General features: G+C 70.6%; 7 protein-coding genes and 1 pseudogene. All 8 read left to right on the plus strand.

Annotation, left to right across the window (positions count from 1 at the left end; genetic code table 11):
* Positions 1-103: 103 nt before the first annotated feature.
* The 8 genes and pseudogenes from ACIRRY_RS50050 to ACIRRY_RS50085 all read left to right on the plus strand — a co-directional run bounded on the left by ACIRRY_RS50050 (position 104) and on the right by ACIRRY_RS50085 (position 14,005).
* The gene (locus ACIRRY_RS50050; protein WP_403987279.1) at positions 104-1,012 is read left to right on the plus strand and encodes a hypothetical protein; all 909 of its coding nucleotides are present in this window, start codon (positions 104-106) and stop codon (positions 1,010-1,012) included.
* Positions 984-1,274, plus strand: coding sequence for a hypothetical protein (locus ACIRRY_RS50055; protein ID WP_403987282.1), 291 nt, complete (start codon positions 984-986; stop codon positions 1,272-1,274). The genes ACIRRY_RS50050 and ACIRRY_RS50055 overlap by 29 nt, the downstream gene beginning before the upstream one ends.
* A 15-nt stretch (positions 1,275-1,289) precedes the next feature.
* Positions 1,290-2,116: pseudogene (locus ACIRRY_RS50060) on the plus strand (DUF317 domain-containing protein).
* Positions 2,117-2,207: 91 nt separating this feature from the next.
* Positions 2,208-3,578, plus strand: coding sequence for an IS701 family transposase (locus ACIRRY_RS50065; protein ID WP_403987285.1), 1,371 nt, complete (start codon positions 2,208-2,210; stop codon positions 3,576-3,578).
* A 794-nt stretch (positions 3,579-4,372) separates the two neighbouring features.
* Positions 4,373-4,621, plus strand: a complete 249-nt coding sequence (locus ACIRRY_RS50070; RefSeq protein ID WP_403987288.1) for a hypothetical protein — start codon at positions 4,373-4,375, stop codon at positions 4,619-4,621.
* A gap of 204 nt (positions 4,622-4,825) precedes the next feature.
* Complete coding sequence (locus tag ACIRRY_RS50075; RefSeq protein WP_403987290.1) at positions 4,826-5,395, plus strand: hypothetical protein; 570 nt, start codon at positions 4,826-4,828, stop codon at positions 5,393-5,395.
* A gap of 283 nt (positions 5,396-5,678) precedes the next feature.
* On the plus strand, positions 5,679-13,190 hold the full coding sequence (locus ACIRRY_RS50080; RefSeq protein WP_403987293.1) for an SDR family NAD(P)-dependent oxidoreductase: 7,512 nt from the start codon (positions 5,679-5,681) through the stop codon (positions 13,188-13,190).
* Positions 13,187-14,005 carry a thioesterase II family protein gene (locus tag ACIRRY_RS50085; RefSeq protein WP_403987296.1) on the plus strand — a complete coding sequence of 273 codons (819 nt, stop codon included), beginning with the start codon at positions 13,187-13,189 and terminating at the stop codon, positions 14,003-14,005. Before ACIRRY_RS50080 ends, ACIRRY_RS50085 begins: the two co-directional genes overlap by 4 nt.
* The last annotated feature ends 24 nt before the right edge of the window (positions 14,006-14,029 follow it).

The raw sequence follows: 14,029 nt of genomic DNA on the forward strand, positions 1-14,029 counted from the left end.
ATGAATGCCTTCGACCTGGCCTTCGACGGCCGCCTCACCACAGGCCAACTCTAGCCACACCGAACCCAGTTACACCGCTCGCTTTACAGACCCCGACCCGGACGTGGGCAAGAGCAGCTACGGCTACGACGACGCCGGCAACCTCGTGTCCACCACCGACGATGCAAAGCAGATCGAACTCGACTACACCTACGACCTCCTGGGCCGCAAACTCACCGCCAGCGACAAGTCGAAGTCCAACTTCCAGTTCGCCTCCTGGCTGTACGACACGAAGCGCATCGGCCTGCCAACCTCATCGACCCGCTACGTCCAGGGCACCACTGGTGGCTACACGATCGCCGCCACCGGCTACACCGCCCTCGGCCAGCCCACCGGCACGACGGTCACCCTGCCGACCTCCGAGACGCCGCTGCCCTCGACCTACACGACGACCTACACCTACACCATCAACGACCAGTTGCCGGCGACACAGACCGATCCGTCGACCAAGGGGCTGAGCAGCGAGGTCATCGACTACGACCGCGACGCGCTGGGCAACCCCACGGCCAGCAGCAGCGGCAGCGTCAGCAGCTATGTCAGCTCGACCGTCTACACGGACTTCGGCGCACCGTCGCGGGTGGTCCAGGGTGCCTCGACCAACAGGCCCCGCCCGCCCGGCTCGCCCAACTTGTCCGCGGGCACTGGACGGTCGAGGCCCTGGACCACGTCAGAGACGTCACCTTCGCCGAGGACGCCTCCCAGTTACGGACCGGGAACGCACCTCAAGCGATGGCGACTTACAGAAACCTCGCGATCGGAGCCCTCCGTCTCGCCGGCGTCCGCAACATCGCCGCCGGCCTCCGCCGGACAGCCAGGGACCAAACCCGCATCCTCACCCATCTCGGGCTCACATGATCAAAAAGGACGAGGCCCGACTACGCCGAAGCCCTGGGTGCCGGCCCGTTCCGTTGCTCCCCGTTTCCCCTCACCCCAGGAGGCTGTTCGTGACGTCCCCGGAGATGACCGTCGGTGATCTCATCGACCTGTTGTCCGCCTGCGACCGGAGTGCTCCGGTCCGCCAGGCCATGAACCCCTTCTTTCCGATGGCACACCGCTTGGCGCAGGTCGTGCAGTCCGTGGACGAGACAGGCCGGACCGTCGTCTACCTCGCCGAAGGGCGGGAAGAGGACGCACAACTCGGCCATCTGCCGCCCGAGGTCGCCGTCGACCTGACGTGGCAGGGCCCCGTCCAGGCACCCCCGCGCCGCCCCCGCCGCCGTGCCGGCGGCAACTAGACCTGCACCGAGCCCTTGGAGGCGCCCCTGCACCCCGACTTCCCGCTCGACTCGTCCACTCCGCGCGGCGGCCAGCCCGCGTTCTGGGTCGGGCCCCGGCACCTGGCCGGCGACGATGGGCGCCTCTACGACGCCGTCGCCGACACGCTCTCCGGCCTGGGCTGGACGAGCCTGACGATCGTCCGCGGACGGCACGAGCCGGACGAAGCAGCGGGGACCGCCAGGTCCTGCGCAGCACCGTCCTGCACATCAGCCCCGACGCCCTCCGCTGGGCGCAGTGGAGTCTGCCGGACGAGCCGTTCCATCTGGGCGACCTACCGATCGCCTGGCAGATCTCAGCCCGCACGGACACGAGCAGCCCGCTCGCGTCGTGGTCGGCCTACTTCACCCCCGACGTCCCCGGCGAGGCCGTGGCCGACTTCCTCGTCGCGCTCGACGCCCGCGACCCACCCGCCGCGCCGCTCGCCGGCCCCGAGCTGGTCCTCGACGCCGTCGCAGCACACGGCTGGCTCCGCGACATTGACCAGCCGCAGGCGGCGGCAACGGACCCGACGTTCACCTCGCACGTCAGCCTTGGCGAGGTGCCGCCCCTCATCCAGGACGCCGACCCGCGCGCCCTGACCATCGAGGCCGACGAGGCGGGACCGGCCGGATGGCAGGCATGGGCCGAGCCCGCGCTCGGCGCCCCCTGCCTGTGGGCGGCCTCCTTCAGGGCCAGCGTCCCGCACGACCTCGTGGCCGCCTTCGCCGCATCCCTCAGCTCGACCGCACCTGTCCTGCGCCGAGTGCTGCCCAAGGCCACCCAGGAACGCCTCGTGCGCGCGCCGGCCATCTACCGGTAGTTCGTTAGATCCGGTGGTGGTGTGGGTTGACGGTAGGTCGGGTTGGTCGTAGGCCGGTGGTAGGAGTCAACTGGTTTGTTGGGGGCTGAAGATGACTGCTCGCCGTCCGTGTCCGCTTGCGCCGGGGCCGTTGGAGGAGTACGCGGTCCGGTTCGACGACCTGTTCTTCAGCCTGGCCCAGCGGCGGGGTTTTCGTGAGTATCTGACCGGGCTGCTGGCGCCGTGGGAGCGGAACAAGACGATCACTTGCCTGGCGGGGGCGGGGGCGGAGTCGGTGCGCGGTGCGGGGATGCCGGGGGTGCAGCGGTTGCAGTTCTTCCTGTCCGAGTCACCCTGGGAGGGCGAGCTGGTCAACGACCGGCGGCTTGAGCTGCTGCGTGCGGATTCGGCGACGGCTCCGCACAGCGGCGGGGTGATCGTGATCGACGATTCCGGGGACCGCAAGGCCGGCACGGCGACCGCCAACGTGGGCCGGCAGTGGCTGGGCCGGCTGGGCAAGACGGACAACGGCGTCGTGACGGTGACCACGGTGTGGACCGACGGCCGCCTGTACTACCCGCTGCACGCGACTCCCTACACGCCTGCCCACCACTTCGCGCGCGGCCGCTCCGATCCGGCCTTCCGTACGAAACCGCAGCTGTCCGCTGCTCTCGCGGCCCGCGGGAAGGAGGCGGGCTTCGGCTGCCGGGCGGTGGTCGCCGACTGCGCCTACTCCGTCAGCGACACCTGGTATCTCGCTCTGCGTGAGGCCGGCCTGGCCTATGTGGTCGCGCTCAAGCCGCACCGCGGCACCTGGGCACCGGCCGACCAGCCGCACACCCCCATCGCCGCCGCCCACGCCCTGACCTGGCGGAACACTGGTCATCCCGGCGACTGGACGCCCGTGGAGCGTCACTTCCGCGACGGGCACACCGAGACCTGGTGGGCCGCTGACGCCCGTCTCGGCGGCTACGGCCCAAACTCCCCGTGCCGGCTGGTCGTGGCCACCACCGACCCGGCCACTCTGCCGGAGAAGGCCACCTGGTACCTGGCCACCAACCTGCCCCACCCCGACGCACCCCACGCCACCACCGGCCCGCACCCGCCGGCCGACCTCGCCGAGATCGTCCGCCTCTACGGCCTGCGGCCGTGGATCGAGCAGAGCTACAAGCAGGTCAAGGACGAACTCGGCTGGGCCGACTTCCAGGTCCGCTCCGACCGCGCCATCCGCCGCCACCAGACCCTGGTCAACTGCGCCTTCTCCTTCTGCTGGGACCAGTGGTTCACCCCACCTGGACCCCTGGACGCCACCGCGCCGGACCCGTGCCCCGCCGAGGGGCCAGAGAGGGGGACCAGGCATACCCCACCAGGCCCAACAGCCCTGCTGGCCCAGGGCCTTACGCGCCATCCGGTCCTGGCTCACTCCCGCCATCACCCTCACCCGATGGTGGCAAGCATGGACAGACACGGATCCACCCCATGAGCTCCAGGCCCTGATCGACGAGGTCACCACCGGACACGACATCGACCTCTACCTCCGGATCTAACGAACTACCGGTAGACACTCCCCCCACAGACAACCCATCAGCGAAGTTCAAAGACGGGTTCTCAGGGGTGGGAATGTCGGGGTGGAGGGTGTGTCCTTCCTCGGCAGGTTGCGGCCGCAGATGACGGCCATCGTGAAGAGTCAGGGCATCGATGCGGCCGTACCGACGAACTGCCAGACCGAGCCAGGGCGCTGGAGCGCTCCGCAGAGGTACTGACTCATGGGCCGGGGAAGGAGCGGGCCGCGCTGGAGGCCGCGTACCTCACTGGCCAGAAGTGGAGTGCCACCGTGGACCGAACCACGCCGGCACGCGCCGTAGCACTCGTTGCGTCCCCCCACTGGCCCACCCTGCGCGCGCAGGCCCCGGCCTGCTGGCATTTCCCTCCGCCGCCCGACCCTCAGGTCCCGGCCTCCTGACCGGCCCACTGCTGGCTGATCTTGGCTGTGCCAGTGTCCGGGTTGCCGAGGTACAGCAGTGATCGAGGACGCGGCGGTTGGCTGGCGACGAAGGGCGCGTTGCCGTCGACAGCCACCGGATCGAGGGAGGCCGGTTCCGTGGCTGAGCTCGCTTCGCGTGCGGCACCGTGAACTCGCGTGGGCAGTGGAGAGCAGTAGCGGCTCTGAGTGCAGGTTGTTCACGGTCGCGACCTTGATCCGGCGGATCTCACAGCGGCCGTGGCCGACGCCCTTGATGCGGCCCTGCAGGGGCGCGCGCGGTCCGGCTCCTGGGCGTGACCGCGGTGACCGCCGCCTCCTGCCCGCTCGACCCGGTCGCCGACCTCGGCCTGGGGGTGCCGCATTTCCCCGAGCCCGAGGTCGTCGTCGGCGGCGGCGGGGGCGCGGGGGAGTCGGACCGGCTGCTGCGCGAGCGCTGCGAGGCCGGGCTCATCCAGCGCGGCCTTGAGCAAGATCCCGCCGTACGCCAGCGGTTGGAGGAGGAGCTCGCGGCCATCGGCCAACTCGGCGGCCGCACCGGTTGACACCGACGCCGCCCCGGACCCCGCGCCACACACAAGTGGCTGACCAGATCGGTCGACCTGGACCCCGAGAAGGTCAACGCCCAGGCGTTCGACCAGGCCATCGCCTGCGACCTCGCCTGCCAGCGCGACTGGATCGTCCTGGTCGACGGCGCACGCCACCAACTCGACCTTGTCCAGACCGAAGCAGCCCGTCGCGGCGTCGCGGTGCGCATCGTCCTGGACATCGTGCACGTGCTGGGGAAACTCTGGGCCGCCGGCCGCCTGCTGTCTCCACACCCCACCGCCCCGGACGCCGAAGACTGGGTCGCCGCCCACGCCGCCCACGCCGCCCACGCCGCCCACGCCGCCCACGCCGCCCACGCCGCCCACGCAGCCCACGCCGCCCGCCTCCTGGCCGGGGCCACCGACGACACGATCGCCGTCCTGCGCGACCAGGCCGACCACCGCGATCTGACCGGCGAAAAACGCACCGCCGTAGGCAAGGCCGTCAGCTACCTGGAGAACAGCCGCGACTTCCTCCACTACGACCAGGCCCTCGCCCAGGGCTGGCCGATCGGCAGCGGCGCGATCGAGGCGGCAGCCAGGCACCGCGTCGCCGACCGCCTCGCGATCACTGGCAGCCGATGGAGCGTCCCCGGCGCCGAAGCACTCCTCCAACTCCCGCGCGATCATCAGCAACGGCGATTTCGACACCTACTGGCAACACCGCGTCCGCCAGGAACACACACGCCTCCATCGCCACCCCGACCAGGCCACTTACCACTGACGCCCTGAACGATCTCGCTCCCGTCGTTCTTCGGCGAACGACGCGTCCGGCCCGCGCCTCGGGCGGTAGTCGGCTCGGAACCGCACCGCTGGCGCGCGCCGGCCGGATCCAGAGGATTCATCGCGGGAACAGTTGAGTGAATCCTCACCGCCCGCGTCGACAAGGGGTAGTTTCAGGCCAACTGCCTTAAGAAGTAAGATCGTTAAAGCAATGTTCTCGGAATGAACGCAGGGAGATTCCGCGGGCTGAAGGCTGGCCGCTTACCGTCTCGTCCGGGAGAGTGATGAAGCCATGAATGGCGCGAACGTCAGGGACCTGCGTGCGCCGCGCGTCGACGATGTCGCCATCGTCGGCCTCGCCTGTCGGCTGCCCGGCGGGATCTCGTCGCCCGAGGAGCTGTGGACGGCGCTGCTCGACGGACGGGACCTCGTGGGACAGGTGCCGGCCGACCGTTTCGACGTGGCACGGTTCGTCGATCCGAACCAGCACCGGCCGGGTAAGTCGTACACGGCCGCCGGTGGATTCCTCGACAACATCAGCGGGTTCGACGCGCCGTTCTTCGGGCTGTCGCCGCGTGAGGCGAGCCGCATGGATCCACAGCAGCGGCTCCTGCTGGAGATGACCCGCGAGGCGCTCGATGACGCGGGCGTCGACCCGGCCACGCTCGCGGGTTCCGACTGCGGAGTCTACGTCGGGGTGAGCAACGGCAATTACGGCCACCTCCAGTACGCCCGGGCCGAGACGATCAGCGCGTACACCATGGCCGGGGCAGCCCTCTGCAACACGGCCAACCGGATCTCGCACCTGTTCGACCTGCGCGGACCGTCCATGGCGGTGGACACCGCCTGCTCCTCCTCCCTCGTGGCCCTGCACCAGGCGTGCGAGCAACTGCGTACCCACAGCAGCCGTGTGACTCTGGCATGCGGCATCAACCTGCTGCTCAACCCGGGCGATTTCATCGGCTTCTCGAAGGCGTCCATGCTGTCCCCGACCGGCCGCTGCCGCGCCTTCTCCGCTGCGGCCGACGGATACGTGCGGGCCGAGGGAGGCGGGGTGGCTGTTCTCAAACGACTGGCGGACGCCATCGCGGACGGTGACACGGTGCACGCGGTGATCCTCGCGAGCGGTGTCGGAGCCGACGGCCGCACGCCGGGGTTGTCCCTGCCGAGCGCGGAGGCCCAGGAGGCGCTGGTGCGACAGGTACACCGGCGAGCGGGAGTGGGCGCCGAGGACGTGGCCTATGTCGAGGCGCACGGAACCGGCACCCAGGCCGGTGATCCCATCGAGTGCACGGCGCTGGGTCGGGCGCTGGGGACCGGAAGGCGCGACGGCTCCCCACTGCCGATCGGCTCGGTCAAGACGAACGTCGGGCATCTGGAGTCCGGCGCGGGCATGGCGGGGCTACTCAAGAGCGTGCTCGTGCTACGGCATGGTGTGATCCCGGAGTCCCTGCACGCCGAACCGCTCAACCCGGCCATCGACTTCGGCGCCCTCGGCTTGGAGCCGGTCACCGCCGCCAGACCGCTCGCGCCCGGTGGCCGCGGCGCCGTCGCGATCAACTCCTTCGGCTTCGGCGGAGCCAACGCCCACGCCGTACTCGGCCCGGCTCCGGCTGGTAGGACGCCGGAAGCGCGGCCGGGCGGTCGGCACGGCGCCCGGCCCGACCGTGAGGGGCTCCCGCTGGTCGTCTCGGCCGGCACCCCGAAGGCCCTCACCCATGCCACGACCCGCATGGCCCGACACCTTCGGACGCTTGAGGAGGGCTCCGGCGGCTACGACTTCCACGACGTTGCCTACACGTCCTGCCGACGGCGCGGTCATCATCATGAACGTGCGGCGGTGGTGGCGGCCACCGCCGCGGAGGCCGCGGCCATGCTGGAGGACCTGGGCGAAGGCCGCTCCGCGCCGGGCGCCGCGTTGCGGAAGGCAACGCCGGGGCCGGTTGCCTTCGTCTACTCCGGCAACGGCGCGCAGTGGGCCGGCATGGGCGCGGAACTCCTCCGGACCGAACCGGTGTTCCTGCGCGCGGTCAACGAGGTCGACACCGAACTCGCGGGGCGCCTCGGCTGGTCGGTCCTCGCAGCGTTGCGCGATCCGGCACCGCGGCTGGACCGGACCGAGATCGCCCAGCCGCTCCTTTTCGCCGTCCAGGTCGGTCTGACGGCAGTACTGCGGAGCTTCGGCATCCGGCCCGCAGCCGTGGCTGGCCACTCGGTCGGCGAGGTGGCCGCCGCTCACGCCTGCGGCGCCCTGGACCTGGCCGCCGCCTGCCGGGTGATCGCCGAGCGGAGCCGCGCCCAGGCCGCCACCGCGGGCCGGGGGCGTATGGCAGCCGTAGGTCTGCCGCGCGAGGAGGTGGAGGCGTTGCTCGCCGCACCGGGGTGCGGGCTGGAACTCGCCGGGGTCAACAGCCCGACCGATGTGACCGTGGCCGGGAATGCCGTCGAGTTGTCCGCACTCGGGGACAAGCTTGTCGGACGCGGTGTGTTCTTCCGCGAACTGAGCCTCGACTACGCCTTCCACACGCGCTCGATGGATACCATCCGGAGCGAACTGCGGCGGTCCCTGGACGGTTTGGCGCCCGCCGAGGGCACGACCGCATTCGTGTCCACCGTCACGGGCAAAACCGTGCGTGGCACGGAACTCGACGCCGACTACTGGTGGCGCAATGTCCGTGAGCCGGTGATGTTCGGGCCCGCCGTCGCCGCTTTGGTGGAGCAGCACGGCTGCGGCACCGTCGTGGAGGTCGGCCCCAGTCCGGTTCTCGCCGGCTACCTGCGGAGGCAGTGCGCGGACGCCAACCGGGACGTGGCCGTCGTCGTCTCCCTGTCCCGCGAGGCGGCCGGCTCGGACGCGCTACGCACCGCGTGCGCGGCGGTCGTAGCGGCGGGGGCGAGTATCGACTGGGAGTCCTGGTTCCCGAGCGCCGGGCGGGTGGCGCCCCTGCCGTCCTACCCGTGGCAACGCGAACGCCACTTCAACGGCTCCGCCGACTGGTGGTCGGCCGGGGCAGGGCGGTTCAGCGCGGGCCCGGCGGTCCGCCACCCGCTGCTCGGCGATCGACTGCCGTCCGCTCAGCCCGTCTGGCAGACACCCGTGGAGCCCACTCGCCTGGGCTGGGTCGGCGACCACGTCGTCGGGGGCGCGGTGGTGATGCCGGGTGCCGCGTATGTGGAGATGGCACTGGCTGCCGGGCGCGCCGTGCACACCACCGCGCTGGAGATCACCGGCCTGGACATCGCCAAGGCTCTGGTGCTGCCTTGGGACGATCCGGCGATGGACCTCACCGTGCAGACCTCTCTGTCCGACGATGTGGTGCGTATCGCTTCCCGCGGCGACGACCAGGAGGACTGGCAGCAGCACGCCGGCTGCCGGGTGCGCAGACTGATGGGCGAAGCGCCCGCCGCGCCGGACATCGACGTCCTGCGCGCCCAGGCCACGACCGCTGTGTCCGGCGAGCGGCACTACGAGCAGATGGCCCGGATCGGCTTCCAGTACGGCGCCGCGTTCCGTGGCGTGGAACACCTGTCGGTCCTCGACGGCACCGTGCTCGTGGACTACGTCAACCCGTGCGGCGGCGATGGTCTGCTGGCCCATCCGGCGCTGGTGGACTGTGCCCTGCAGTCCACCTGGCCCATCCTGGCGCAGGCGGCCGACGGACAAGCACGCCAGTTCCTGCCCGCGTCCTTCGAGCGGGTCCGCCTGTGGCGTACCCCGGCCGCCCGCGGAACGGCAGTGATACACGCGCGCACGGTGTCCCTGCGCGAGGCGGTCTTCGACGTCACTCTCGTCGACCCTGACGGAACCGTCGTCATGGAGCTGGAAGGTGTCACAGGACGCCGTTTCGAGGGCGCTACGACGGCCGTGTCGCGGCAGGTCACAACGTTGCGGGCCGCCCCGCTGCCGGGGACGCGGGGCGAACGGCTTGACCTGCCCGCCGCGGACGAACTGCTCGCCACGCGCACCACCCGTGTCGAGGGTCTGGTCGACGCGTTCCAGGACCACGACTGCCGGACCTTCATCGGCCACGTCAAGGAACTGCTCGCCCACTTCGTGGCCGACGCGTTGCGGGAACTGGCGCCGGAGCGGGACGCGTACACAGTGACGGCGCTCACGGCGGCCGGGGTGCGGCCACAGCAGCGAGCGCTGCTGTCCGGTCTCGTCGAAGCGGCGGTACGGCAGGGCGTCCTGCAAGAAGTACCCGGCAGCCGGTCCGGCGGTGAGCCGGCCTGGCGGACGACACGGGCGCCCGAACCGGATCGGCTGATGGCCGATCTGCTGGACCGCTTCCCTGCCCTGGCGCCCGAGCTGCTGATGTACGCGCGGTGCGGCCCGCGACTGGCGGGGGTGCTGAGCGGGACCGTGGATCCAATGCAGTTGCTGTTCTCCGACACCGAGCGCCTCGCCGAACTGCACTACACCGCGTCGGTGGCGAACCAGTTCCTGAACCGGCTGGCCCGGGAGATGGTGGAGGCCATCGTCGATGCCTGGCCGGAGGACCGGCCGCTGCGGATCCTCGAAGTCGGCGCCGGCACCGGAGCGACGACCGCCTGGCTGCTCCCGTCCTTGCCGCCCGACCGGACCGCCTATACCTACACCGACATCTCCAGTGCGTTCTTCCCCCGTGCCGCCGCCCTGTTCGCCGACTTTGGCTTCGTGGACTACCGAACGCTCGATCTCGACCAGGACCCCACCGAGCAGGGCTTCACCGCCGGGGCCTTCGATCTCGTCGTGGCCGCCGACGTCCTGCACGCCACGCGCGATGTGCGGGGCGCCCTGGGGCGCGTCGCCGATCTGCTCTGCGAAGGCGGCCGACTGCTCGCCGTCGAGTTCCACGACAACGACCTGTTCACCCCGTGCTACGGACTGCTGGACTCCGCGTCGGCATTCACCGACACCGACCTGCGCAGGAACATCCTGCTGTCCCGACAGCAGTGGCCCAAGGTGCTGCGCGAGTGCGGTTTCACCGACGTGGCGCAACTGGGCGACCGTGAGGGCCCCGTACTCGAGATGTGCTCTGTCATGCTGGCGGCCCGCGGTCCTGCCTCTTCGAACGCGCCGTATGACGCGGAACCGAGCGGGCAGGCGGCGGACGCCGCCGCTCCCGGTCACTTCGTCATCGCGGCCGACGGACCCGGCGAACTCGGCGACACGCTGGCAGTTGTACTGCGCGCCGCCGGACGCCGGGTCACCTGCATCGAAGCCGGAGCCGAGCCGCACCGCTGGGCCGAGGCACTGAGCCAGGGCGCCGCCCGCCGCACCGGCGTCGTAGTGATACTCGACCGCCCAGGGGATCCGACCGCACCGATCGTCGATCTCGTGGTGGCCCAGGCCGCCACGCTCCGGGCGCTGGCCACCGCGTGCCATCGACTGCCCGAGGACAGGGAGGTGACAGCATGGGTCGTCACCAGGGGCGATCTCCTCCCGGTACCCGGCAGTCCCGCACCGGCCGCCGCCTGGGCACAGGCCAGGACCCTCACCTGTGAGAACCCCCTCGTGCCGGTACGCCGTGTGTCCATCGCATCGCGGTCCCCGCAGGCAGACATCGCCCGCCGCCTCGCCGACGAACTGCTCACCGCCACCGACGAGGACGAGGTCGTCCTCACCGCCGGCGGGCGTTTCGTCCCACGGATCACCGACCTGCCCCCGGTGCCCAGCCGTGTCGTGGCCGGCCCCGGGCAGCCCTTCGCGCTGGCCGTACCCGACCCGGGGACCAGCCACCGACTGGCGTGGACGGCGATGAGGCGACCGGAGCCCGGCCCCGGCGACGTCGTCATCGAAGTCCACGCGGCCGCACTGAACTACGCGGACATCATGGTCTCTCTGGGACTGGTGCCGCCGATGGCGGAGGCCCCGACGACAGGGATACCGCTCCTCGGCAATGAATGCGCCGGTGTGGTGGTCGGCGTGGGCGAGACGGTGACCGATCGCGCCGTCGGCGACCGGGTCATGGTCTCCCATCCAGGCAGCCTGACGTCGCACCTGCGGGTGCGGGCCGACCTGACCATGAAGATCCCCAAGAACATGTCCTTCACCCAGGCCGCGACCCTGCCCACGGTCTTCTCCACCGTCCACTACAGCCTCGACCACCTGGCCCGCCTCCGCGGCGGAGAGACCGTCCTGGTCCACGGCGCCGCCGGCGGCGTGGGTCTTGCCGCGTTGCAGTACGCGAAGCACACCGGGGCGGCCGTCATCGCCACCGCCGGCAGCCCGGCCAAACGCCAACTGCTGCGTCTGCTCGGCTACGACCATGTCCTGGACTCCCGCAGCCTCGCCTTCGCCGACCAGGTCCGCGAGATCACCAACGGACGCGGGGTGGACGTCGTGCTCAACTCGGTGGCCGGCGAGGCGATGACACGCAGCCTCGAACTGCTGCGTCCGCACGGCAGGTTCATCGAACTCGGCAAGCGCGACATCCTTGCCGACAACTCCCTCACCCTGCGGCCGTTCTCCCGCAATCTGGCCTACTTCGGCGTCGACATCACCGCCCTGACCCACAGCGGCGGCGAGGTGACCGACGAGCTGGTGTCCGGGCTGGCAGCCCGGATCGACTCGGGCATCTACCGGCCCCTGCCGCACATGACCTACCCGGCAGGCCGGATCACCGAGGCGATGGCGCTGCTGCGCGAGTCACGCCACATCGGCAAGATCGTCATCACCTTCGACCCGCAGGAGCGGCTGCGCGTAGAATTCCCCGTCGCACCGACCGTCCTGGACCCGGACGCCAGCTACCTGGTCACCGGCGGCCTCGGCGGATTCGGCGCGGCCACGGCACTGTGGCTGGCGCAGCGCGGCGCACGCCACCTGGCCCTCGCCTCGCGCCGGGGCGCACAGCACCCCGAGGCCGCGGCCCTACTGGAACGCCTCGCCCGCGAGGGCGTCACCGCCACCCCGTATGCTACCGACATCACCGATGCCACGGCGGCTCGCGAACTGCTGGCGGCCATCCACGCCACCGGCCACGAGTTGCGCGGCGTCATCCACGCGGCCATGGTGCTCGACGACGTCCTCGATGACGCCTCGGTCATCGAACTCACCGACCAGCGCACCCGCGCGGTGGTAAGCCCGAAGCTCGTCGGAACCGCCCTGCTCGACGAGCTCACCCGGGATCGCCCCCTGGACTTCTTTGTCTTCTACAGCTCCATCTCCGCGCTCGTGGGCAATCTCAAGCAGAGCGTCTACGCGGCAGGCAACCTCGCCGGTGAAGCGTTGGTCCGCCGACGGAGGGCGGCCGGGTTTCCGGGACTCGCCGTGCAGTGGTGCGCCATCTCCGACACCGGCTACGCGGACCGTGCCGGCATGGTCGACACCATGCGGCGGGCGGGCTTCGGCGAACTCACCTCCGCCCACGCCACCCGCATACTGGGTGAGGTGATCGGCGATCACGGCCTCGACGTCGTCACCGTGGGCAACACGAACTGGACCCAGACGAAGAAGCTCCTGTCGACCGTGGCCGCACCCCGCTTCACCGAAATACTGCCGACCGAGTCCCCTGGCGTGTCCGCGGACTCCGCCGACAGCCTGGCGCGCACGCTGCGCTCCACCGATGAAGCCGAGTCGCTCGCGATTCTCCGCGACGTTCTCACCTCGGCGTTGGCGACCGTGCTGCATACCACGCCGGAACGCATCGCCCCCGACCGCCGGTTCGACCAACTGGGCCTGGAATCACTGATGGCCGCCGAGCTGAGCGCGATCCTCCAACGCCGCCTGGACTGCGTGATCCCCGCCATGGAGCTGGCCACCGCGGCAGGTGTCGACCAACTCGCACCCCGTGTCCTCGGACGCATCAGGCGCACAGCATGACGACGACACCGGCTCCGTCCACCGCCCCGGGAGTCGACAGCCGCCGATGGCCGACCGTGAGGCTGACCCGCCTCACCGACCGACCCGAGCGGCGGGTCCTCTTGTACTGCGTTCCTCCCACCGGGGCCGGCCCCGAGTTCTTCCGACCGTGGGTCCCGCTCTGCGCCGGCTTCATCGATCTGACCGCCGCCGAGCTGCCCGGCCGAGGCGCCCGCACCGGCGAGCCCTCCATCACCGACATACAGGTGGGGGCAGCCGCACTCGCGGACGCCATAGCGGCCGACCTACGCCGCGACCCCGATGGCCTCTACGCCCTGTTCGGCCACAGCTTCGGCGGTCTCCTGGCCTTCGAGACCATCCGTCGGCTACGCCGCTTCCACCACACCGCGCCGAAGCTGCTAGCCATATCGGCCAGCCCGGCTCCCCAACTGAACGCACTGCGGCAATACGTCGCCACCCATCTGGGCAGCGGCATCGGGACGCTGGCCACTGTCATGGGCTGGACCGATCCCGTCGACGGCGAGTGGGATCCTTCACTCGTCGAGACCGTCTACACGCCCTTCCTGGCCGACGCTCTGGCGCTGCTGCAGCACACCCACCGCGACGAGCCGCCCCTCGACACACGCATCAGAGCCTTCGGAGGCCGTGACGACCCGATCGTCCCACCCGAATCACTGACTGGTTGGGACGTCCATTCCACCACCGAGGTGTCGGTCCGCCCCTTCCCGGGCGGACACCACTATCTGCACACCCAGCTTCCGGCGTTCCTCTCACAGCTGACCCACGACCTCTTGCAGGCATGTCGTGGGGCATAGGAGACCAGCTGGATGCTGATCGGA

The sequence above is a fragment of the Streptomyces sp. NPDC101776 genome (genome assembly GCF_044766845.1).
Lineage (GTDB): Bacteria > Actinomycetota > Actinomycetes > Streptomycetales > Streptomycetaceae > Streptomyces.

What these genes read in the sequence shown, in the direction of transcription:
- ACIRRY_RS50080 (WP_403987293.1), top strand. Translation starts at nt 5,679, where the DNA reads ATGAATGGCGCGAACGTCAGGGACCTGCGTGCGCCGCGCGTCGACGAT.
- ACIRRY_RS50085 (WP_403987296.1), top strand. Translation starts at nt 13,187, where the DNA reads ATGACGACGACACCGGCTCCGTCCACCGCCCCGGGAGTCGACAGCCGC.
- ACIRRY_RS50065 (WP_403987285.1), top strand. Translation starts at nt 2,208, where the DNA reads ATGACTGCTCGCCGTCCGTGTCCGCTTGCGCCGGGGCCGTTGGAGGAG.